At 72.7% G+C, this 22,260-nt stretch carries 21 protein-coding genes; 14 read left to right on the top strand and 7 right to left on the bottom strand.

The annotated features are described in order from the left end of the window. Positions 1-197: 197 nt before the first annotated feature. Positions 198-374 carry a hypothetical protein gene (locus ACZ6KY_RS28315; protein WP_469313094.1) on the bottom strand — a complete coding sequence of 59 codons (177 nt, stop codon included), beginning with the start codon at positions 372-374 and terminating at the stop codon, positions 198-200. A gap of 345 nt (positions 375-719) precedes the next feature. Next, on the bottom strand, positions 720-1,685 hold the full coding sequence (locus ACZ6KY_RS28320) for a pirin family protein (protein WP_469313095.1): 966 nt from the start codon (positions 1,683-1,685) through the stop codon (positions 720-722). A 179-nt stretch (positions 1,686-1,864) separates the two neighbouring features. On the opposite strand from ACZ6KY_RS28320, the gene ACZ6KY_RS28325 reads away from it, so the two are divergent. From ACZ6KY_RS28325 to ACZ6KY_RS28345, 5 genes are all read left to right on the top strand, one after another. Next, positions 1,865-2,395 (top strand): MarR family winged helix-turn-helix transcriptional regulator, encoded by a 531-nt coding sequence (locus tag ACZ6KY_RS28325; RefSeq protein WP_469313096.1) that lies wholly within the window; start codon positions 1,865-1,867, stop codon positions 2,393-2,395. Positions 2,396-2,397: 2 nt separating this feature from the next. After that, positions 2,398-2,838 carry a MarR family transcriptional regulator gene (locus ACZ6KY_RS28330; protein ID WP_469313097.1) on the top strand — a complete coding sequence of 147 codons (441 nt, stop codon included), beginning with the start codon at positions 2,398-2,400 and terminating at the stop codon, positions 2,836-2,838. A gap of 111 nt (positions 2,839-2,949) precedes the next feature. Then, the gene (locus ACZ6KY_RS28335) at positions 2,950-3,297 is read left to right on the top strand and encodes a tetratricopeptide repeat protein (protein ID WP_469313181.1); all 348 of its coding nucleotides are present in this window, start codon (positions 2,950-2,952) and stop codon (positions 3,295-3,297) included. A gap of 419 nt (positions 3,298-3,716) precedes the next feature. Continuing rightward, a complete protein-coding gene (locus tag ACZ6KY_RS28340) occupies positions 3,717-4,376 on the top strand; it encodes a peptide deformylase (protein WP_469313098.1) in 660 nt (219 codons plus the stop codon). A 426-nt stretch (positions 4,377-4,802) separates the two neighbouring features. Further along, positions 4,803-6,389 carry an ABC-F family ATP-binding cassette domain-containing protein gene (locus tag ACZ6KY_RS28345; RefSeq protein WP_469313099.1) on the top strand — a complete coding sequence of 529 codons (1,587 nt, stop codon included), beginning with the start codon at positions 4,803-4,805 and terminating at the stop codon, positions 6,387-6,389. Positions 6,390-6,478: 89 nt separating this feature from the next. On the opposite strand, the gene ACZ6KY_RS28350 is transcribed toward ACZ6KY_RS28345, so the two are convergent. After that, a complete protein-coding gene (locus ACZ6KY_RS28350; protein ID WP_469313100.1) occupies positions 6,479-7,912 on the bottom strand; it encodes a dihydrolipoyl dehydrogenase family protein in 1,434 nt (477 codons plus the stop codon). Positions 7,913-8,031: 119 nt separating this feature from the next. Between ACZ6KY_RS28350 and trxA the strand changes: the two genes are divergently transcribed. Continuing rightward, positions 8,032-8,445, top strand: coding sequence for a thioredoxin (gene trxA / locus ACZ6KY_RS28355; RefSeq protein ID WP_469313101.1), 414 nt, complete (start codon positions 8,032-8,034; stop codon positions 8,443-8,445). Between the two features lie 55 nt (positions 8,446-8,500). Here trxA and ACZ6KY_RS28360 read toward each other — a convergent pair whose 3' ends face one another. The 3 genes from ACZ6KY_RS28360 to ACZ6KY_RS28370 all read right to left on the bottom strand — a co-directional run bounded on the left by ACZ6KY_RS28360 (position 8,501) and on the right by ACZ6KY_RS28370 (position 12,298). Next, positions 8,501-9,937 (bottom strand): aldehyde dehydrogenase family protein, encoded by a 1,437-nt coding sequence (locus ACZ6KY_RS28360; RefSeq protein ID WP_469313182.1) that lies wholly within the window; start codon positions 9,935-9,937, stop codon positions 8,501-8,503. Positions 9,938-9,954: 17 nt separating this feature from the next. After that, the gene (locus ACZ6KY_RS28365; protein WP_469313102.1) at positions 9,955-11,169 is read right to left on the bottom strand and encodes a 4-hydroxybenzoate 3-monooxygenase; all 1,215 of its coding nucleotides are present in this window, start codon (positions 11,167-11,169) and stop codon (positions 9,955-9,957) included. 94 nt (positions 11,170-11,263) lie between these two features. Continuing rightward, complete coding sequence (locus tag ACZ6KY_RS28370; RefSeq protein WP_469313103.1) at positions 11,264-12,298, bottom strand: LacI family DNA-binding transcriptional regulator; 1,035 nt, start codon at positions 12,296-12,298, stop codon at positions 11,264-11,266. A 169-nt stretch (positions 12,299-12,467) separates the two neighbouring features. Between ACZ6KY_RS28370 and ACZ6KY_RS28375 the strand changes: the two genes are divergently transcribed. The 4 genes from ACZ6KY_RS28375 (at position 12,468) to ACZ6KY_RS28390 (ending at position 16,479) form a co-directional block, all read left to right on the top strand. Next, a complete protein-coding gene (locus tag ACZ6KY_RS28375) occupies positions 12,468-13,892 on the top strand; it encodes an amidase (RefSeq protein WP_469313104.1) in 1,425 nt (474 codons plus the stop codon). A 20-nt stretch (positions 13,893-13,912) separates the two neighbouring features. After that, entirely contained in the window at positions 13,913-14,137 is a 225-nt protein-coding gene (locus ACZ6KY_RS28380) for a hypothetical protein (RefSeq protein WP_469313105.1), read from the top strand. Positions 14,138-14,338: 201 nt separating this feature from the next. Next, on the top strand, positions 14,339-15,829 hold the full coding sequence (locus tag ACZ6KY_RS28385; RefSeq protein WP_469313106.1) for a flotillin family protein: 1,491 nt from the start codon (positions 14,339-14,341) through the stop codon (positions 15,827-15,829). A gap of 203 nt (positions 15,830-16,032) precedes the next feature. Continuing rightward, positions 16,033-16,479, top strand: coding sequence for a type II toxin-antitoxin system PemK/MazF family toxin (locus ACZ6KY_RS28390; protein WP_355840621.1), 447 nt, complete (start codon positions 16,033-16,035; stop codon positions 16,477-16,479). 93 nt (positions 16,480-16,572) lie between these two features. On the opposite strand, the gene ACZ6KY_RS28395 is transcribed toward ACZ6KY_RS28390, so the two are convergent. Continuing rightward, positions 16,573-17,406 carry a TIGR02452 family protein gene (locus tag ACZ6KY_RS28395; protein WP_469313107.1) on the bottom strand — a complete coding sequence of 278 codons (834 nt, stop codon included), beginning with the start codon at positions 17,404-17,406 and terminating at the stop codon, positions 16,573-16,575. A 256-nt stretch (positions 17,407-17,662) separates the two neighbouring features. Here ACZ6KY_RS28395 and egtA point away from each other — a divergent pair, with 256 nt between their 5' ends. Genes egtA through egtD form a run of 4 tightly spaced genes read left to right on the top strand, consistent with a single transcriptional unit; the run spans position 17,663 to position 22,078 of the window. Next, positions 17,663-19,000, top strand: a complete 1,338-nt coding sequence (gene egtA, locus ACZ6KY_RS28400) for an ergothioneine biosynthesis glutamate--cysteine ligase EgtA (RefSeq protein ID WP_469313108.1) — start codon at positions 17,663-17,665, stop codon at positions 18,998-19,000. Next, on the top strand, positions 18,997-20,328 hold the full coding sequence (egtB, locus tag ACZ6KY_RS28405; RefSeq protein WP_469313109.1) for an ergothioneine biosynthesis protein EgtB: 1,332 nt from the start codon (positions 18,997-18,999) through the stop codon (positions 20,326-20,328). The genes egtA and egtB overlap by 4 nt, the downstream gene beginning before the upstream one ends. Then, a complete protein-coding gene (gene egtC, locus ACZ6KY_RS28410) occupies positions 20,328-21,119 on the top strand; it encodes an ergothioneine biosynthesis protein EgtC (RefSeq protein WP_469313110.1) in 792 nt (263 codons plus the stop codon). The genes egtB and egtC overlap by 1 nt, the downstream gene beginning before the upstream one ends. Next, positions 21,116-22,078, top strand: coding sequence for an L-histidine N(alpha)-methyltransferase (gene egtD / locus ACZ6KY_RS28415; RefSeq protein WP_469313111.1), 963 nt, complete (start codon positions 21,116-21,118; stop codon positions 22,076-22,078). The genes egtC and egtD overlap by 4 nt, the downstream gene beginning before the upstream one ends. Positions 22,079-22,260: the final 182 nt, after the last annotated feature.

Raw genomic sequence — 22,260 nt, forward strand, 5'->3', positions numbered from 1 at the left:
TGTCCGAGGGACACGCATCGAGCTGCGACACGGCCGCGCCGGACGTGCCGGGCGGCGTAGGAAGCGGTGGCAACCGCTGAGCAAACCCCGGCCAGTTCAGATGTCATCCGATCGTGCAGCAGGCTCTCACTGGCAACGGCATGCAGAAGCGACGCCAGCAGACAGCCAGCCAGCGATTCAGAGACCTAGAGGGCGCCTTAGGACTCCTGTCGCGTCCCCGGCGTGAACCCCGGATCGGTCAACAGTGAGATCTCATAGCCGCCATCGCCCGACACGAACGAGTCGCTCCCCCCGTGCGACTCAACCTCGTCCAAGCCCTTGCTTCGGACGAGCCAGTCGTAGTTCTTCAGCGCGGTGATCGTCTCTTCGGTCATGAGACCGAGGCTGGTGAACTGGACATTCAGCAGCTGGTGTTCACCCAAAAACGTCCTGGGACCAAGAACCTGCCGACTTCGGCCTGGCCAACACGCGAGCGGCAGCTCCGGGGCGGGTGCTCCAACAGCTGCGAAACCACCACAACAGTGCTGACGCTCCGTCAGGAAAGCCGGCACTGGGTCAGCATTAGGCTGACTGAACCCGTCTGCAGATGGCCAGACGTGAGAACGCGGCTTTGCCCGTCGAGGTTTTCCCTGAGGAGCGATCGCCCCTCAGGGAAACCGGGTGCCGAGCGGAGACAACCGTGTCCCGCGGGAGGCGTGCGCCAGAGCTGGAACCCCAGGTCAGCGCACCCTGCCACGCGGTTTCAGCGGGACAGGCGGGAGTTCGGGGGCGGTCAACGGTGCACCGTCGTACCCCACCACCTCACCGAAACGGGAGCCCTTCATCCAGTCCGAACGGGCCTGAGCGATATCCTCGTCGGACCGCCCGATGAAGTTCCACCACATGATCAGCTCCTCCTCGAACGGCTCACCGCCCAGGAGCATGAGGCCCGCGTCCGTCGTGGCGCGCAGCGGGAGCTCGGTGCGGCCGCAGCCGAGGTAGAGCATGGAGCCCGGGACCACCGGTACGCCGTCGACATGAGCCTCGCCGGACATGGCGAGGACGGCGTACTCGAAGTCGGGCTCCAGCGGCAGGCGCACGTCCGCGCCGCTCGCGAGGGCCAGGTCGGCGCCGACGATCGGCGTGTACGCCGTGCCGGGCGAGGCAGTGCCGTCGAGGGTGCCCAGCAGGAGCGTGGCCCGCAGGCCGGGGGCGGTGACGACAGGCAGTTCGGCGTGGTGTTCGAAGCGCGGGTCGGTGTTCCGGTGGCTGTCCGGCAGGGCGACCCAGAGCTGCGCGCCGTGCAGCAGGCGGGAGTGCGAGCGGGGGCTCTCCTCGGAGTGGCTGATGGCGCGGCCCGAGGTCATGAGGCCGAGTTCGCGGGGGCGGATCGTCTGGAGGCTGCCCGTGGAGTCGCGGTGCAGCACCTCGCCCTCGTGCAGCCAGCTGACGGTCTGCAGGCCCATGTGCGGGTGCGGCGGAACCTGCATGCCGGGCTCGTCGGCGATGTCGTCGGGCCCGTAGTGATCGACGAAGCACCACGCGCCGACCATGCGCCGGCCCAGGTTGGGCAGCAGACGGCGGACTTCGGTGGACTCGCCGAGCTTGACCCGGCGGGGGCTGAGGAGTTCGCGCACCGGCTCGGCCACCACGAACCCGCGGCCACCGCAGGGGGCGGGAACCGCCTCCCGATCAAGATTGCTCATGGCGCCCAACCTAGCCCCGTCGGGGACCTCTCGTCAGGCCATCGATCCGCCCATTGGGGGGCACTTGGCTCAGAACCGGCGCGGCGGGCCCAGAACCCGGTCCCCGGTTCGTACGCGATGGAACAGGCCGTTCGAGGAAATAGTAGCCATGGACATAATGTCCATGTACTGTTTCTTGTATGAGTCCAGCGAAGTCGGTATCCGAGTACGCGACGCCCGGTTTCCTCGTCTGGCGCCTGTCGATGAAATGGCGCGTCGCGGTCGACCGGGCGGTGGCCCCGCTGGGCCTGACACACGCGCAGTACTCGCTGGTGGCGTCGCTGTACAGCATGAACCGGGGCGGGCATCACCCCAGTCAGCGCCGGCTCGCCGACCACACCGGGCTCGAACCGCTCTACGTCTCGAAGCTGGCCCGCTCCCTGGAGGCGGCCGGGCTTGTCGACCGCACCCGGGATCCCGCGGACCCCCGTGCGGTGCGGTTGTCCCTCACCGAGGACGGGCGCGAGATCACCCTCCGCGCGATCACCGTGGTCCAGGGCCTGCTCGATCAGCTTCTCGAACCACTGGGCGGGCTCGACGGCGCGCGCACACGGGCGTTCAGCCACGAGCTGGCCGTCCTGCTCGACGTACCGCTCGATCCGCACACCGGAGCCGGGCCGCGTTCCGGCGAGGCTCCACCCCCTTCCGAAGAGGTTTCACCCGAGGAGTAGCCATGACCACCTCTGTTCCCTCCGTCAACGGCCAGGTCATCGGCCTCGCCCACTACGCGAGCCGCGCCGCCCTGGAGCGGGTACTGGCCCGCAGCGGCACCACCTTCGAGCAGTCCGTGGCCCTGCGGGCCGTCTCCGACAGCGGCGGGACCATCGAGCGCGCCCGGCTCGTGGGCCGGCTGACCGGCGGACTGAAGATCGCGGAGCCGGCCGCCCTGCGTGCCGTCGAGGAGATGACGGCACGCAAGCTCCTGGAGGAGCCGACGGCCGAGCAGGTGTCCCTCACGGACGGCGGCCGGGGGCTGTTCGAGTCGATCCGCAGCGCGGGCAACGAGATCGCGGCCCGGGTGTACGCCGGGATCCCGGCCGAGGACCTGGCGACCGCCGGGCGCGTGCTGGCCCTCGTCACCGAGCGGGCCAACGCGGAACTCGCCGGCGCGTAGCCCCCTCCGCGGCCCCGGGCACCCCCGGACACCCGCACAGGTTCGTGGAATATTCAACCAACTAGCGCGGTTGTGGCCCGTCGAAGGAGGTCAGCGGTGGAGAGGTCAGCGATGGAGACGACGTACTACGACCACGGGACGGCCGCGGAGCGCTGGGAGCGGGCGCGGCTGTTCTTCGACGCCAAGGACTATGCCGCGGCGGCGCGGGTGCTGGGCGGACTGGTCGAGGAGGTGCCGGAGCAGACGGGACCCCGGCTGCTGCTGGCGCGCTCCTACTACCACTCGGCCCAACTGCGCCGTGCCGAAGCCGAGTTGCGCGCGCTCGTGGAGCTCGACCCGGTCGAGCACTACGCCCGGCTGATGCTGGGGCGCACGCTTCAGCGCCTCGGCCGGTCCGACGAAGCCGCGTCGCACCTGCGGATCGCGTCCGCGCTCGCGGGCGACTTCGAACAGGCTTGACCCGATCCGGCCCGGGAGATTCCGTCCCGGGTTCGGACCCGGCGAGAAGGCCGGTCACCTCGGTGACCGGCCTTCTCGCGTGTCGGGCGGTCCGTCGATCACGGCGGACCGGCCGGGCGGGTCCGGAGGTGTGCCCCTCCGGCCGTCGCGTACCGGATCACGCCGCCCGGCCCGGCCGCTGCGGGTGCGCCCGCCCCTCCGGCGCGCGATCTCATCGACAGTGTTCTCCGCTCGGGCCGGGGACGGAAAAGAGCCGTGGGCCGGGGAGTTGGGCCCCCTTGGCGGCAGCGGGCCAGTGGGTCGCGGCGCGGGAGCGACGAGTTCCCGGGCTCGCATGTGGCCTGCGTCACACAGGGAAAGTCGCGGGACTCACCCTGCGCCGCCTCGATCGGCTCGATCCGGCTTGGCATCCTGGCGCGATGGCATCCGAACGTGACCGCAGCGCCCCGCGCATCACTCTGAGCGACCTGGTCGAGGAACTCCTCGGCCACGAGGGTCCGTTGCCGATCGTCGCGGCCGGTGACCCCGTACTGCGCCGAGGCACGGAACCGTTCGACGGACAACTCGACCCGGGCCTGCTGGCCCGGTTCGTCGCCGCCCTGCGCGCCACGATGCACGCGGCGCCGGGGGTCGGTCTGGCCGCGCCGCAGGTCGGCGTGCCGTTGCGGATCGCCGTCATCGAGGACCCCGCGCCGGTGCCGGAGGAGGTCCGCGTCGTACGGGGTCGGGTGCCGCAGCCGTTCCGTGTGCTGGTCAATCCGTCGTACGAAGGGGTCGGTCCGGGGCGCGCGGCGTTCTTCGAGGGCTGTCTGAGCGTTCCGGGCTGGCAGGCCGTGGTGGCGCGGCACGCCGAGGTGCGGCTGACGGCGCTGGACGAGCACGGGCAAGCGGTTGACGAGGTGTTCAGTGGCTGGCCCGCGCGCATCGTCCAGCACGAGACGGACCACTTGGACGGCACGCTCTACCTCGACCACGCGGAGCTGCGCTCGCTGTCCTCGAACCAGGCGACAGCGGAACTCTGGGCCCAGCCGACGCCGCGGCTGGCAGCCGAGACGCTCGGCTTCCCCCTGCCGGACTGACATCCCGGGCGGACGTCAGCGCGGCATCACACTGCCCGGCTGACACCCGGACGGACGTCACCGGCCCATCGGCGGACGTCACCTGGCCACCGCGCGACGCCACCGGCGTGCCCGGACCGTCGGACTGCCGGACCGGGCCGTCACACCATCAAGCCGGCGCCGCTGCCGGGCCGTCATGCTGCCGAGCGCCGAACCCCACCCGGCTGCCGGACGACCCGGGCAGCGGGCCACCGGCCACCAGCAGGTACAGCGGCAAGGTCGCCCGGACGGTGCTCGCCAGGGTGTCCCGGCCGGTAAATCAGAGGCGCCCCGTCCTCGGGCTCGTTAGCCTGGGGGCATGTCTACGCCCCGCGTCTCTTAGCTCAAGGACCCGTTTCCACGCCACCCGTGTGTCCTTGAGCCGATTGACTTCTGGAGCGTTCTCCCATGATCACCGTTCGCGGTGTCGACGTGCGCGTCGGCGCCCGTCTGCTGCTGTCCGGCCTGTCCTTCCACGTCTCGCCCGGCGACCGCATCGGCCTGGTCGGCCGTAACGGCACCGGCAAGACCACCCTCCTGAGCACCCTCTCGGGGCAGCGGCGTCCCGCCGCCGGTTCCGTCTCCCGTACCGGGGCGGTCGGTTACCTGTCCCAGGATCCACGCGCGGCGGACCCCGCGGTCACGGTCACCGACCGGATCCTGTCAGCCCGGGGCCTCGACCGTGCCGTACGGGCCCTGCGGGCGGCCGAGACCGCGATGGCCGACGGATCCGAGCGCGCGATGAACGCCTATGCGCGCGCCGAGGCCGAGTTCCAGGCGCGCGGCGGGTACGCCGCCGAGGCCGAGGCGGCCCGGGTCGCCGCCGGCCTCGGGCTGCCCGCCCGGGTGATGGACCAGCCGGTCGGCACCCTGTCCGGCGGGCAGCGACGGAGAGCCGAACTGGCCCGCATCCTGTTCGCGGACGACGGCACGCTGCTCCTCGACGAGCCGACGAACCATCTGGACGCCGACTCGATCGCCTGGCTGCGCGGGTTTCTGCGCAGCCATCAGGCGGGGCTCGTCCTCATCAGTCACGACACCTCCCTGCTGGCCGACGTCGTCAACCGCGTGTTCCACCTGGACCCGCACCGCGCCACGCTCGACGTCCACAACACCGGCTGGGCGGCCTACCTCGCCCAGCGCGACGCCGCCGATCGGCGGCGGGCCCGGGAGCGGGCGAACGCCGAACGGAAGGCGGCGGCCCTGCACGCGCAGGCGGACAGGATGCGCGCCCATGTGTCGACGGCCGTGGCGGCGAAGAACATGGCCCGCCGCGCCGACCGCCTGCTCTCCGGCCTCGAGCCGGTCCGGCAGACGGAGAAGGTGGCCCGGATCCGGCTGCCCGAACCCGCCCCGTGCGGCCGGATGCCGCTCGGCGCGGTCGCCCTGACCAGGTCGTACGGCGATCTGCGCGTCCTTCGCGGCGTCGACCTCGCCGTCGACCGGGGCAGCCGCCTGGTGATCCTCGGCCCGAACGGCTCGGGCAAGACCACGCTGCTGCGTCTGCTCGCCGGTCACGACCGCCCGGACAGCGGTCGGGTGGTGCGCGGGCACGGGCTGCGCCTCGGCTACTTCGCGCAGGAGCACGACACGCTCGACCCCGCCGGCACGGTCCGCGGCCGGCTCACCGCCGCCGCGCCGCATCTCACCGACGGCGAGGTGCGGCGGGTGCTCGGCTCGTTCCTGTTCACGGGCGACGACGCCGACAAGCGGGTCGGGGTCCTCTCCGGAGGCGAGAAGACCAGGCTCGCCCTGGCGGGTCTCGTCCACTCCGGCGCGAACGTGCTCCTCCTGGACGAGCCGACCAACAACCTCGACCCGGCCTCCCGCTCCGAGGTCCTGGCCGCGGTGGCGACGTATCCCGGCGCGCTCGTCATGGTCACCCACGACGAGGGAGCCCTCGACGCCCTGCGCCCGGACCGGGTGCTGCTGCTCCCGGACGCGGACGAGGACCTGTGGAGCGAGGAGTACCGGGAGTTGGTGTCACTGGCCTGACACCGGGAGTACGGCGGCACGCCGGGCGCCGCGCGACGCGGCGCCCTGGGTCGCTGGGCCCTCGTCGCCCCCGGTGTCCCGCCCCCGCGTCACGCGTCCCGGTAGGCCTCCAGGAGCCTCAGCCACACCTCGCTGACCGTCGGGTAGGACGGGACGGCATGCCACAGGCGGTCGATCGGGACCTGTCCTACGACGGCGACGGTCGCCGAGTGGATCAGCTCGCCGACGCCGGGGCCGACCAGGGTGAGACCGAGGAGGATCTCGTGGTCGAGGTCGACGACCATCCGGGCCTTGCCCCGGTAGCCGTCCGCGTACAGGCCGGCGCCGGCCACCGAGGCCATGTCGACGTCCACGGCCCGGACCCGGTGGCCCGCCTGCTCCGCCTCCGCGAGGGAGAGGCCCACGGCCGCGGCCTCCGGGTCGGTGAAGACGCACTGCGGGACGGCCGCGTGGTCGGCGGTCGCGGCGTGCGCGCCCCAGGGGTCCGTCTCCAGCAGCGGCACCCCGGCGGCACGGGCGGCGATGGCGGCTCCCGCGATCCGGGCCTGGTACTTGCCCTGGTGGGTGAGCAGGGCACGGTGGTTGACGTCGCCGACCGCATACAGCCACTGGCTGCCGATGACCCGGAGGCTGTCGTCGACCTCGATCCACTTGCCCGGCTCCAGGCCGACCGTGTCCAGGCCCAGGTCGTCCGTGCGGGGCGCGCGGCCGGTGGCGAACAGGATCTCGTCGGCCTCGATACGGTCGCCGGTGTCCGTGAGGGCGACCACGGTCGAGCCCTCGCGCGAGACCGCGGTCACCGAGACGCCGGTGCGCACGTCCGCGCCCGCCTCGGTCAGCGCCTCCGCGACCAGTTCCCCGGCGAAGGGCTCCATGCGGGGCAGCAGGCCCTTGCCGCGGACCAGCAGGGTGACCTGGGAGCCGAGGGCCTGCCAGGCGGTGGCCATCTCGGCGGCGACGACACCGCCGCCCACCACGATCAGCCGTCCGGGCACGGCGTGCGCGCTGGTGGCCTCGCGGCTCGTCCACGGCTTGACCTGGGCGAGCCCGGGCAGGTCGGGGAGCAGGGCACGGGTGCCGGTGCAGACCGCGACCGCGTGCCGCGCGGTCAGCGTTTTGCGTTCACCGTCGGGTCCGTCCACCGTCACGGTGCGCGGTCCGGCGAGCCGGCCGTGTCCGCGGTAGAAGTCGGCTCCGATGCCGTCCAGCCAGGCGAGCTGGCCGTCGTCCTTCCAGTTCGAGGTGTAGTAGTCGCGGTGGGCGAGCACCGCGGGGGCGTCGAGGGGACCCTGCACCGCTTGGGAGAGGCCGGGTACCCGGCGGGCGTCGGCGCGGGCGATGGCCGGGCGCAGGAGTGCCTTGCTGGGCATGCACGCCCAGTACGAGCACTCGCCGCCGGCCAGTTCGCTCTCCACGACCGCGGTGGAGAGGCCGGCGGCGCGGGCGCGGTCGGCGACGTTCTCCCCCACGGGTCCGGCACCGAGCACCACGACGTCGTAGGCGATGGATTCCGTTTCCGTCATGGGGCCAGTCTGGTTGCTGGTGTGCGCCGTGGCCACACGGGTACGGGCGCGGAATAGGCCCCCGATGGGTGGCGTTGTGGAAACCGGCATGACCCGGACGTGAGGAAGAGGGAAAAGGAATGAGCAGCACCGTTGAGCTCACCAAGGAGAACTTCGACCAGACGGTCACGGACAACGAGTTCGTCCTGATCGACTTCTGGGCGTCCTGGTGCGGGCCGTGCCGTCAGTTCGCCCCGGTCTACGAGAAGGCCGCCGAGGCCAACCCGGATCTGGTCTTCGCCAAGGTCGACACGGAGGCCCAGCCGGAGCTCGCGGCCGCGTTCGACATCCAGTCGATTCCGACCCTGATGATCGTCCGCGACCAGGTCGCGATCTTCGCCCAGCCCGGGGCGCTGCCCGCGGCCGCCCTGGAGGACGTCATCGGGCAGGCCCGGAAGCTGGACATGGACGAGGTCCGCAAGTCGGTCGCGGCGGAGCAGGCCAAGGCCGGCGAGCAGGCCCAGGGCACCGAACAGGTCGACGGCGCCGAGTAGGCCCCGGACCACGTACGCCCGAGCCCGGGGCCGGGTGCGTCCGAGTCGCGGGCTCCTAGAAGGGGTACACCGCCACGTCCCCGCGCACCGTCGTCCACCGTACGTCGGTGAAGGCCTCCAGATTGGCCTCGCCGCCGAAGCGGGCACCGGTGCCGGAGGCGGCGGTACCGCCGAAGGGCGCGACCGCCTCGTCGTTGACGGTCTGGTCGTTGATGTGGGCGATACCGGTCGGGATGCGCTCGGCGAGTTCCAGGCCGAGCGCGGTGTCCCGGGTGACGATGCCCAGGGAGAGGCCGTACGGTCCCGCGGACGCGAGGGCCGCCGCCTCGTCGAGGGTGCTGAAGGAACGGACCGGCGCGACGGGGCCGAAGACCTCCTCCGCGTACGCGGGGGTCGTGTCGTCGACTCCGGCGAGCACCGTGGGCCGGTAGAAGAGCCGGTCGTGCGTGCCGCCCGCCGCCAGCTTCGCGCCGCCCGCCGTGCTGGACTCCACCAGCCCCCGGATCTTGGCGAGTTGGGCCCCGTCGATGATGGGGCCCAGGTGCACCTGTTCGCGGTGCGGGTCGCCGACGGCCAGTGAGTCGGCCTTGGCGGCGAGCCGTTCGACGTACTTCTCGTACAGCGAGGCGTGGACGAGGTGGCGGCCGGTCGTCATGCAGATCTGGCCCTGGTGGAAGAACGAGCCCCAGGCCGCCGTGGAGATGACCGCGTCGAGATCGGCGTCCGCCAGGACGACCAGGGCGGAGTTCCCGCCCAACTCCAGGTGCGCGCGCTTGAGATGGCGGCCGGCCGCCTCACCGACCGCGCGTCCGGCGGCGGTCGAGCCGGTGAAGGAGATGACCGGGACCAGCGGATCGGCGACCAGCGCGCGCCCGGTCTCGGGACCGCCCGGCAGGACGTGCAGCAGCCCGTCCGGAAGTCCCGCCTCGGCGAAGACGGCGGCGAGCGCGAGGCCCCCGCACACGGCCGTGCGCGGATCCGGCTTCAGGACGACTCCGTTGCCGAGCGCGAGCGCCGGGGCGACCGAGCGGATCGAGAGGATCAGCGGCGCGTTGAAGGGCGCGATCACGCCCACGACACCGACCGGGACGCGGCGCGTGTACGACAGACGCGGCGCCTCCGAGGGCAGGACCTGGCCCGTCGGACGTGAGGCGAGGGCGGCCGCCTCGTAGCACTCCTGGGCGGTGACGTGCAGCTCGAAGTCCGCCTTGCCGGGGATGGAGCCGGACTCCCGCACGATCCAGTCGCGCAGCTCGTCGGCGTGCGCGGCGAACAGGTCCCCCGCCTCGCGCAGGACGGCGGCGCGCGCGAAGTGCGGGGCCTTGGCCCACTCGGTCTGGGCGGCGCGGGCGGTCCGCGCGGCCGTCGCGATGTCCTCGGCGGCGGCGAGCGTGACGGTGCCGAGACTCTCGCCGGTGGCGGGTTCGGTGACGGTGTACTCATCGCCCGAGAGCGGGCGGGACTGCCAGGTCGTGGGGTCGAGCAGCGGCATGTCGGCTCTCCGATCGGTCACTGATCACCGGCGGGACTCAGCGGGCCCTTACGGCTCGGGGCGAGCGGAAGTCCCGTGTAGTTCGCGGCCAGTTCGGCGGCGGCGGGACGGGATGCCGTGATCCGGCGCAGTCGCGCGAGCTGCATCCGGTGTTCGAAGGCGTCCCCATCTGGTTGAGCGTGCAACATCCTAGTCATGTCGTACGAGAAGCGCGTCGCCTGCCACACCCGTTCGAGGGCCAACTCCGAGTATTGATGCAGGAGTTCGGTCGAGCCGGTGCGGTGCAGCTCGGCGAAGCCGCGCGCCAGGACCCGCACGTCGGACACCGCGAGGTTGAGCCCCTTGGCGCCGGTCGGCGGCACGATGTGGGCGGCGTCCCCGGCGAGGAACAGCCGCCCGTGGCGCATCGGCTCGTGGACCCAACTGCGCATCGGGGTGACCGACTTGGCGGTGACGGGACCGCGTTCCAGCCGCCAGTCCCCGTCGACCGCGAAGCGCGCGGCCAGTTCGTCCCAGACGCGCTCGTCGGGCCAGTCGGCGACGTCGGTGCCGTTCGGGACCTGGAGGTACAGCCGCGACACCGACGGGGAGCGCATGCTGTGCAGGGCGAAGCCGGTGGCACCCCGGGCGTAGATCAACTCCTCGCAGGAGGGCGGCACATCGGCGAGGATCCCGAGCCAGGAGTACGGGTGGTCGTGCGCGTACGAGCGGCCCGTCCCGGCCGGGAAGGCGGCACGCGCGATGCCGTGGAAGCCGTCGCAGCCCACCACCCAGTCGCAGTTCAGCCTCCGCTCACGTCCCTCGTGCACGAACCGCACGACGGGCGCGCCGGTCTCCGGCCTCTCGACGGCGAGAGCCTCGGCCTCGAACAACAGGGGTGGCCCGGAGTCGAGTTGGAGGGCGACGAGGTCCTTCACGATCTCCGTCTGGGCGTAGATCGTGACCGTCCGCCCGCCGGTCAGCCCGGGGAAGTCGATGTGGTGGCGCTCGCCCTCGAAGCGCAGCTCGATACCGTGGTGGACCAGGCCCTCGGCGTCCAGCCGTTCGCCCGCTCCGCACGCGCGCAGCGCGTCGACCGTGCCCTGTTCCAGCATCCCGGCCCGCTGGCGCCGCTCCACGTACGCGCGCGTCCTGCTCTCCAGGACGACACAGTCGATCCCCGTCCGGTGCAGCAGCCGGGCCAGCAGGAGCCCTGCCGGGCCGCCGCCGATGATGCCGACCGTGGTCCGCATGACGCGCCTCCGGAGTCCGATGCCGCCAAGGCCGGGCTCCGGCACGGGGACCGGCCCGACCCCGCACGGGCCGGGCGAACAGACCCAGCCTCTCTCAGCTCGACGCGCGGTGCACGACCCGTGCTCCCAGCACCTCGTGCGTCTCGAGCTCGGCGCCCGGTTCGCGGACCGCCCGGTCGACCAGTTCGGCGAGGTCGCGGCCGGAGGGCAGCTCGACGTGGACCGTGGTCAGCCGGGGGCGGAGCAGCCGGCCGAGCATGAGGTCGTCGGCGCCCACGACGGCGGTCTCGTCCGGTACGGCGATCCCTTCGTCCTGAAGGGCGCGCATGAGGAGCATCGCGTACTCGTCGTTGTACGCGAAGACGGCGTCGAGGCCCAGCGGACGCCAGCGCACCGCGAGGTGGGCTGCCGCCTCCTCCTCGTACGCGAGAGGCAGTTCGGTCACCGTCGCGTCCGTGCCGCGCACGGCCCGCCGTACGCCGTCGAGCCGGGGCCTGGAGAAGACCTCCAGGCCGGTCTCCTCGGGCATCACCACGCCGATGCGGCGCCGGCCCGCGGACAGCAGGTGGACGCCCGCGCAGTGGCCGACCCGGTCGTGGTCCATGAGCAGCGCGTGGGCACCCTCGACCCGTTCGGGGCCCAGCGTGACCACGGCGCGGGCGCCGGCCCGCTTGAGGACCGCGACGCCCTGCGGGCCGAACCCGTTGCCGGGCACCAGGACGGCGACGGGCCGCAGCTCGGCCCAGGCGCGGGCGGCCTCGTCGCCGCGCAGGCCGACGCTGCCGTACTGCACGACGGTGTAGTCGAGCCGGCCGAGCGCCGACTGGAGTTCGGTGAAGAACTGGTGGTAGAGCGGGCCCACGGGCACGGTCGGGGCGGGCATCAGGACCATGCGGCTGTGTCCTGCGCGCAGACTGCGGGCGGCCGCGTGCGGGACGTATCCGAGTTCCTCGGCGGCCTCGCGGACCCGGAGCCGGGTGGGTTCGCTGATGCGGACGGCGCTGGTGTTGTTCAGGACGTACGAGACGGTCGCGCGCGAGACACCCGCGAGGCGTGCCACATCGGCACTGGTCGGCACGGGTCGCTGTGCGGGCGCCGGCTGGGCGGACTGCTTCGGTATCTGCACCATGACGTACCGCATCCTTGCAGGAGCCCGAACACCGCTTTGTGCCGGGGCGTCCGGCCGAGTCCCCGGATGCCGGAACTGCCGCTTCCACAAAGGAGGTTGCGTGTCCCGTACCGAAGGACCGACGCAGAGGTTACCGTTCGGTAGACACTGTGCTCCGGAGGTGACCCGCATGACCCCCGACCGTGCCCCAGGGCTGACGGAGAGCGCGCGTGCGCTGGCCGCCGGCGAGGTGAGCTCACGCGAGCTGGTCGAGCGGTCGCTCGCCCGGATCGAGGCGGCCCGGTCCACGGTGAACGCCTTCCGGCTGGTGCGCGCCGAGGCCGCCCTCGCGGAGGCCGACGCGGCGGACAGGGAGCTGGCGGCGGGCGTGCGGCGGCCACTGCTCGGGGTGCCGCTCGCGGTCAAGGACGACATGGACGTGGCGGGCGAGCCGACCGCGTTCGGCTGCCCGGGCGACCACCCGCCGGTGGCCGGGGACGGCGAGGCGGTACGGCGGCTGCGCGCGGCCGGTGCCGTCGTGATCGGCAAGACCAACACCTGCGAGCTGGGCCAGTGGCCGTTCACGGAGGGCCCGGCCTTCGGCGCGACCCGCAATCCGTGGCACCACGGGCACACTCCGGGCGGCTCGTCGGGGGGCTCCGCGGCGGCCGTGGCCGCGGGTCTGGTGCCCGCCGCGCTGGGCTCGGACGGCGCGGGCTCCGTGCGCATACCGGCCGCCTGGACCCATCTGGTCGGCATCAAGCCGCAGCGCGGCCGGATCTCGACCTGGCCGCGCCCGGAGTCCTTCCAGGGCATCACGGTCAACGGCACGCTCGCCCGCACGGTCGAGGACGCGGCCCTGCTGCTGGACGCGGCGAGCGGCAGCCACGACGGCGATCTGCACCGGCCCGCCGCCCTGCGCGTCCGCGACGCCGTGGGGCGCGATCCGGGCCGGCTGCGCGTCGCGCTGTCGCTGAAGCCGCCGTTCACCGCGGTGCCCGCGCGGCTCGACCCGGCCGTACGGGCGAAGGTGCTCGCGCTCGCGGAGCGGCTCGCCGGGCTCGGGCACACGGTGGAGGAGGCCGATCCGCGCTATGGCCGGATCGGGCTCGCGTTCGTCCCGCGCGCCACGGCCGGCATCGCGGAACGCGTGCGCGACGCGCCGTTCCCCGAGCTCCTCGACCGGCGCACGCACGACGCCGCGCGCCTTGGGCGGCTGCTCGGCGGGGCGCCGCTGCGGGCATCCCGCCGGGCCGAGGCCACCCTGCAACGCCGCATCGGCGCGCTCTTCGACACGTACGACGTGCTGCTCGCGCCGACGACCGCCGCTCCCCCGCCGCGGATCGGCGCGATGCTCGGCCTGGGCGGCTTCCGCACCGACCGGGCCATGATCGCCGCCTGCCCGTACGCCTGGCCGTGGAACATCCTGGGCTGGCCGGGCGTGAACGTCCCCGCGGGCTTCGTCGGCGAAGGGCTCCCGGTCGGCGCGCAGTTGCTCGGCCCGGCGGACAGCGAGCCGCTGCTGGTGTCGCTGGCCGCGCAGTTGGAGGCGGACCGGCGCTGGCACGAGGAGTGGCCGTCGTACGAAGCCGTCACGGACTCCCCGGCCGCGTAGGGGAGTTCCGGCCTTACGCTGTGACCATGGACGATGCCTCGATGGTCGGTTTGATGGGACGGGTCACCGGCACGGTCGGACCGGGGCTCGTCGGCGAGGTGATCGTCCGGGTGCGCGGCGGCGCCGAGCACTTCCTCGCGTATCCGGCCGCGCCGCGGGACCGCATCGAGCGGGGCACGGTGGTGATGGTGGTCGAGTACCTGCCGCCGCGCACGGTGTACGTCTCGGCCGCGTACGACAGCTGACGGCTCGCCGGGACGGCGGACGACACGGCGGAACCGCCTCCGACTCACGCCGTCCATACGACAGTTGAGCTGCCCTCGTCCCAGGTGAGAGCCGTATGCGTCAAGAACGCAACAAGGATTCGCCCACCTCTGTACCCCGGTGTCGGCGAGGAGCACACTCCCTTCGTTCGGTGCCGATAGGGCACCATCAAAAGGGGGCGTATGCCGATGGTTGTCGGCGTCGTGGCGGGGACGGTTGTCCTCGCACTGATCTTCATCGTTGTGGTCTTCAAGCTCATGTGGCGTGTAGCGGAGCCCAACGAAGCGTTGATCATCTCCGGTTCGAAGCATCGGACCGAGGGTCTCGAAGAGGGCATGGGTTTCCGGATCGTGACGGGGCGCGGCACGCTGGTACTGCCGGGTGTGCAAGCGGTGCGGAAGATCTCCCTCGACCTCAACGAGACCGAGCTGCACGTGGACTGCGTGACCACCCAGGGCATTCCGCTGAAGGTGCGGGGCGTGGTCATCTTCAAGGTGGGCGACGACTTCGTGTCGATCGCCAACGCGGGGCGCCGCTTCCTCGACCAGCAGAAGATGATGGCCGAGCGGGTGCACAACGTCTTCGCCGGTCATCTGCGGTCCATCGTCGGCGGGTTGACCGTCGAGGACATGATCCGCGACCGGGAGAAGCTGACCGGCCAGACCCGTGCCGCGTGCGGTACGGAGATGGAGAAACTCGGTCTGATCGTCGACTCGCTGCAGATCCACGAGATCGAGGACCCGACCGGATACATCAGGAACCTGGCCATGCCGCACGCCGCCGCCGTACAGCGGGACGCGCGCATCGCGCAGGCGGAGGCGAACCGTCTCGCCACCGAGGCCGAGCAGAAGGCCGCGGCTCGGATGTCGGAGGCGACCCGGGACAGCGAGATCCAGCAGGCCGGCTACCAGGCCGAGCGCGACAAGGCGGCGGCGACGGCCCAGATGGCCGGCCCGCTCGCGGCGGCCGCCGCCCAGCAGGACGTCGTCGTCCAGGAGACCCGGGTCGCCGAACTGGAGGCGCACCGCCGCGAGCAGCAGCTCCAGGCTGACGTCCGCAAGCCGGCGGACGCCAGGGCGTACGAGATCCGGGCCCGGGCCGAGGCCGAGCGTGACGCGCGGATCTCGGCGGCGCAGGCCCAGGCCCAGGAGACCGAACTGGCCGCGGCGGCGGAGGCGACCCGGGTCAGGACGGCCGCCAACGCCGAGGCCGAGGCGACCAAGGCCCGGGGTACGGCCGCCGCACTGGCGACCCGCGCCACCGGTGAGGCCGAGGCCGCCGCCGCCCAGGCCAAGGGCCTCGCGGCAGCCGAGGCGACCCGGGCCCAGGGTCTCGCGGAGGCGGAGGCCATCCAGGCCCGGGCCTCCGCGCTCGCCGAGAACCAGGAGGCGGTGGTCGCCCAGCAACTCGCCGAGAACTGGCCGGAGATCGTGCAGGCGGGCGCGAGCGCGTTCGGGAACGTGGATCACATGGTGCTGCTCAACGGGGCCGACGGCATGTCGGAGATGTTCGCCAAGGCACTCACCATGGGCGGCACCGGCCTGGGCCTCGCACGCCAGTTGCTCTCGACGATGAACCCGGAGGGGAGCCCGGCCAAGAACCCGGCCCCCGAGCTCAACGGGTTCGCGACGCCGCGCAGCGAGAAGGTGCCCGTGGAGAAGGACGAGGGGTGAGGTCGACGCGCTGAGGCGCACAGGCACCACAGGTTCTGATCAATGAGGCTCGGGCGTACGGGAGTTGGATCACAACTCCGGTACGCCCGACGTCGTACGGCCGACGTCGCGGGGGAGTTGGACATCCACTCCCGTACGCCCGACGCCGTACGGCCCCGGACCCGCCCGCCGACGCGCCCGGCGCAGGCTCTACCGTGGCCCGCGTGACTGCCTTTACCGAAGACGACGTTCCCGGCCGCTACGGCCCCTCCGCGACCTCCGAGGCCGAGCCCCGCGAGGTCGGCCCCATGAAGACCGAGTACTCCCCCGCGCACGACGGCGACCCCGATCCCGGCGAGATCGTCTGGACGTGGGTGCCCTTCGAGGAGAACGACGGCCGGGGCAAGGACCGCCCGGTGCTGGTCGTGGCCCGGGAGGCCGCGGGCACGCTGCTCGCCGTTCAGCTCTCCAGCAAGCGGCACGACGGCGACCGCGAGTGGGTGGCGATCGGCAGCGGCCCGTGGGACCGGACCGGGCGGGACTCCTGGGTGGACGTGGACCGGGTCCTCCGGCTGCACGAGGAGGGGATGCGACGGGAGGCGTGCGCGCTGGACCGGATGCGGTTCAACTCCGTGGTGCACCGGCTGCGGGAGCGGTACGGGTGGCGCTGACCGCCACGCGGTGACGGACGCGTTGTGACGGACGCCCGGTGACGGACGCGTTGTGACGGTCGCGCCGCGCCGAGGCGACCCGGCGAGGGCGCGTCACGCTCCCCGGAGCTCGAATGCGAACGTCTGCTCGAATGCGTGGTGGGTCGTCCGGCCCGGCGTGCGGTCCAGGATCCCGAACACCACGTGGTCGAAGTACCCCTCGAAGCGGCCCTCGACCAGCAGCCCGCGGAAGGCCTGGGCCACCTGCGCCGGGTCGTTCCGGAACACCCCGCAGCCCCAGGCCCCCAGGACCAGGCGGCGGTAGCCGTGCGCGGCGGCCGTCTCCAGGACGCGTTCGGCGCGGATCGCGAGCGCGCCCGGCAGGTCGGCCGCGCGCTGCGGGGTGGTACGCAGGACGACTCCGGCGTTCGGGGCCGCCGCCGTGAGGAATCCGGCCGGAAACGGCGCGTCGAGGAGCCGGCCGCGGTCGTCCCGGAAGACGGGTACACCGGGTGAGTGAATGACACGGTCCGTGTAGAAGGCGTCGCGGTGGGCGCGGTGATGATCGTAGAAACCCCGGGCCCGCAGCAGGCAGGTGTACAGCGCGGAGGCCCGGCACAGGGCCTCTTCCTGGGCCTGTGCGCCGTTCAGATAGCCGCCGCCGGGATTGCGCGCCGAGGAGAAGTTCAGCACGGCGACCGGGTCCCCGCCCAGCAAGGTCAGCCGGCGGGCCGCCTCCAGGCTGCTCTCGCCCGTGACCTCGAACGATGTGCTGACCGGCGTCACCGAGGGTGTCTCCACCGGTTCCGGGCCGTACAGGCGCGTCCCGGCCCGCGCGCTCTCGACGGCAGCGGCGATGGCTACCGCGCCCCCGGAGGGGCCGCGGTAGCCGCCGGCGGCCACGATCTCCTCGGTCTCCCGGGCGATCGCACGCAGGCGCGCGCTCATGGCGCGACCCCCGTACGCGCCACGGGCGCGGCCTGCGTGCGCTCCCCCGTCGTGCCCATGAACGCATCGTGAGCGATGCTGGTCGTGCGGCGCAACAGAGTTTCGCGGCCCCGCAAACAGTGTTTCCCGGTCCCGAAAGCGAGCATTTGCACCCTTGTGCGAACCGCCGCGAGGGTCTTGGGTGGACAGGTGATTGTCGGCCCGACCCACCAGACCCCGGGCCGGCGGCATGGTGGAATCTCAGGAGGATCCCTACATGTCCGATTCGGTGAGTGACTGTACGGAGCGCCGACGCTCCGCCGTCACCGAGGCCGAGGTGGAGGCGCTGGTCCGCGGCATCTGCTTCAAGACCGGTCCGCCCCGCCTCCTCGGTGTCGAAGTTGAATGGCTCGTCCACGAGCTGCGCAGGCCGTGGCTCCCCGTACCACCTGAACGACTGGAAGCGGCGTACGCCGCACTGCGGACCCTGCCCCTGCGTTCGGCGCTCACCGTCGAACCCGGTGGGCAGCTGGAGCTCAGCTCCGCTCCCGCCACCTCCCTGATGGAGTGCGTGGGGTCCGTCTCGGCCGACCTCGACGCCGTTCGCGCCGGCTTGCGCGAGGCGGGTCTCGGCCTCAGTGGTTACGGCCAGGACCCCTGGAACCCCCCGAGCCGCTACCTCCATGAGCCCAGGTACGACGCCATGGAGCGTTACCTCGACCGCGCGGGACCCGAGGGCCGCGCCATGATGTGCACGTCGGCGTCGGTCCAGGTGTGCCTGGACGCCGGCTACGAGGAACCGGGCCCGCTCGGGCACGGGCGCCGCTGGTGGCTGGCCCACCAGCTCGGCGCGGTCCTGGTGGCCGCGTTCGCGCACTCCCCGATGGCCCGGGGGCGCCGCACGGGCTGGCGCTCGACACGGCAGTCGCTGTGGGCGTCGATGGACCCCGGGCGCAGCGACGCGCCGGCTCTGGGCGGTGATCCCCGTGCCGCCTGGGCCCGGCACGTGCTGGACTCGCCGGTGATGTGCGTACGGGCGCCCGAAGGACCCTGGGACGTCCCGGAGGACCTGAGTTTCCGGGACTGGACCCGGTCAGGCGCGCCACCGGACCGGGAGGACCTCGACTACCACCTGACGACGCTGTTCCCGCCGGTGCGGCCGCGCGGCCATCTGGAACTGCGCATGATCGACGCGCAGCCGGGCGAGAACGGCTGGATCGTGCCGCTCGCGGTGACGGCGGCGCTCTTCGACGACCCGAACGCGGCCGAGGTCGCCTACCGGACCGTCAAGCCGCTCGCGGAGCGGGCGGGCCCCGGGCCGGCGCCCCGCAACCCGCTGTGGCGGGACGCCGCGCGGTTCGGCCTCGCCGATCCGGAACTGCGCGAGGCCGCGGCGATCTGTTTCGCGGCGGCGTCCGAGGCGCTGCCCCGGCTCGGTGCCACCACCGAGGTCCTCGACGCGGTGGCGGAGTTCACCGACCGCTATGTGGCACGTGGCCGCTGCCCCGCCGACGACCTGGTCGGCGTGATCCGTTCTCAGCACGACGGTCGATCCGGGCGCCGCTCCGACGGCCGCCCGCAGGGTCGGTCCGACGGGAAGGACATCAGCTCATGACCGGCACGACCGCCCCCGATCCGCTCACGGATCCGGAGTCGCTCAGGCAGCGCGCGCTGGAGGCGCTCACCACCGCCCGCGACCGCACCGCCCTCCTCACCTCGTGTGTGGAGGACCCCGATCTGACCGCGCAGCACTCGCCGTTGATGTCCCCGCTGGTGTGGGACCTCGCGCACATCGGCAACCAGGAGGAGCTGTGGCTGCTGCGGGGGGTCGCGGGGCGTGAGGCGATGCGGCCCGAGATCGACGGGCTCTACGACGCGTTCGAGCACTCCCGCGCCGAACGGCCCTCGCTGCCGCTGCTGCCGCCCGCGGAGGCCCGTACCTACGCGGCCGAGGTGCGCGGCCGGGCGCTGGACGTCCTGGAGAGCGCCGCGTTCCAGGGCACCCGGCTGACCGAGTCGGGATTCGCCTTCGGCATGATCGCGCAGCACGAACAGCAGCACGACGAGACCATGCTGATCACCCATCAGCTCCGCCGGGGGCCCGCCGCCCTCACGGCGCCGGACCCCGAGCCCGCGCCGCCGTTCGACGGTCCCGCCGAAGTCCTGGTGCCCGGGGGTCCGTTCGTGATGGGCACGTCCACCGAGCCGTGGGCGCTCGACAACGAGCGCCCCGCGCACCGGCGTACGGTCCCGTCGTTCTTCATCGACACCACTCCCGTCACGAACGCCGCGTACCAGGCCTTCATCGAGGACGGCGGCTACGGCGAGCCGCGCTGGTGGACCCCCGACGGCTGGGACCACATCCGCGAACACGGCGTCGAGGCGCCGCTGTTCTGGCGGCGCGAGGGCGGGCAGTGGCTCCGGCGCCGCTTCGGGGTCACCGAGGTCGTACCGCCGGACGAGCCGGTCCTGCACGTGTGCTGGTACGAGGCCGACGCGTACGCGCGCTGGGCGGGGCGGCGGCTGCCCACCGAGGCCGAGTGGGAGAAGGCGGCCCGCCACGACCCGGTGTCCGGCCGTTCCACGCGCTACCCGTGGGGCGACGAGGACCCCTCCCCGGTCCACGCCAACCTGGGCCAGCGCCATCTGCGCCCGGCCCCGGCGGGAAGCTATCCGGCGGGCGCGTCGCCGCTCGGCGTACGGCAGTTGATCGGCGACGTGTGGGAGTGGACGTCGAGCGATCTGGAGCCCTACCCCGGGTTCGTCGCCTTCCCCTACCGGGAGTACTCGGAGGTGTTCTTCGGCCCGGAGTACAAGGTGCTGCGCGGCGGTTCGTTCGCGGTGGACCAGGTGGCCTGCCGGGGCACGTTCCGCAACTGGGACTACCCGATCCGGCGGCAGATCTTCTCCGGGTTCCGCACGGCCCGCGACGGAGGCTCCTGATGTGCCGTCATCTGGCGTTCCTGGGAGACGAGGAGAGGCTCGGCGCGCTCCTCGTGGAGCCGGAGCACAGCCTGTTCCGGCAGTCGTGGGCACCCCGGCGGCAACGGCACGGGACGGTCAACGCCGATGGTTTCGGGGTGGGTTGGTACGCCGCGGGCGACCCGGTGCCGGCCAGGTACCGGCGCACCGGTCCCATCTGGGGCGACCTGTCGTTCGCGGACCTGGCCCGGGTGGTCGGGACGCGGGCGCTGCTCGCCGCGGTGCGGGACGCGACCGTGGCGGGCGCGGACGGGGAGGCCGCGGCGGCGCCGTTCGCCGCGGGCCCCTGGCTGTTCAGCCACAACGGCGCGGTCTCCGGGTGGCCGGACACACTCGCGCCCCTCGTATCGGGCCTGCCCGCGGCCGAGTTGCTGGCGCTGGAGGCCCGGTGCGACGCGGCGTTCGTGTGGGCGCTCGTCCTGCGCCGGCTGCGCGCCGGTGACGAGGAGGGCCAGGCACTGGCCGACACGGTCCTGGAGGTCGCCGAGGCGGCCCCCGGGTCCCGGCTCAACCTGCTGCTCACCAACGGCGAGACGATCACCGCGACCGCCTGGGGCGACACCCTCTGGTACCTCCTCGATCCGGGCGGTCGCACCCTCGTGGCCTCCGAGCCGCACGACGACGACCCGCGCTGGAGGGAGGTCCCCGACCGCACCCTCCTCACCGCGAACCGCACCGAGGTCCTGCTCACCCCGCTCAAGGACATGAGCGACGACATGGCATCCGCACAGCGCAAGGAGCCCCGTACGTGAGTCCGTTCCTGCTGACCCGCACCCTCCCCGAGGACGCCACGGACGCGGCCCTGCGCGCCGACGTCCTGCACGGCCTCGGACACCTGCCCAAGACGCTGCCGCCGAAGTGGTTCTACGACGCCCACGGCAGCGAGCTCTTCGAGAAGATCACCGAACTCCCGGAGTACTACCCGACCCGCGCCGAACGCGAGATCCTGCTCGCCCGGGCCGGGGAGATCGCCGCGGCGAGCGGTGCGCGCACCCTCGTCGAGCTCGGTTCGGGCTCGTCGGAGAAGACCCGCCATATTCTGGACGCGCTGCCGGACCTGCACACCTACGTGCCCGTGGATGTCAGCGAGAGCGCGCTCACCCAGGCCGGGCACGCGCTGATCGCCGAGCGGCCGGGCCTGAACGTGCACGCGCTGATCGCCGACTTCACCGGCGGTCTCGCGCTCCCGGGCACTCCCGGGCCACGGCTCGTGGCCTTCCTCGGCGGCACCATCGGCAATCTGCTGCCCGCCGAGCGCGCGACGTTCCTGGCGTCCGTACGGGCGCTGCTGTCGCCCGGCGACACCCTGCTGCTCGGTACCGACCTGGTCAAGGACGAGTCGGTCCTCGTGCGCGCCTACGACGACGCGGCCGGGGTGACGGCGGCGTTCAACAAGAACGTGCTGAGCGTCGTCGACCGCGAGCTCGGCGCCGACTTCGACCTCGACGCGTTCGAGCATGTCGCGTTGTGGGACGCCGAGAACGAGTGGATCGAGATGCGGCTGCGGTCGCGGATCGCGCAGACCGTGAAGATCCCGGCCCTCGACCTGGCCGTCCACTTCGCGCAGGACGAGGAGCTGCGGACGGAGATCTCGGCGAAGTTCCGCGAGGACGGCGTCCGCGGCGAACTGGCCGCGGCAGGCTTCGGCCTGACCCACTGGTGGACGGACACGAAGGGCCGCTTCGCCCTGTCGCTGAGCATGGCGGCGTAGTCCCTCCGAAACCCGGCCGGACCCCTGTCGAACGGTGGCCGGCGAAACGGTCTCCGAGGCGGAGTGATCCACCTCGAAGACCGTTTCGTCGGGGCCCGCGGTCCGCTGCGGGCCCGCGGAGTCGAGCTCCACGAGGATGCCGGCGCGGGCGGAGTGGCCGCCGCCGGGAGCGGGTCGCGGGT

Source organism: Streptomyces sp. NPDC042002 (genome assembly GCF_055588305.1).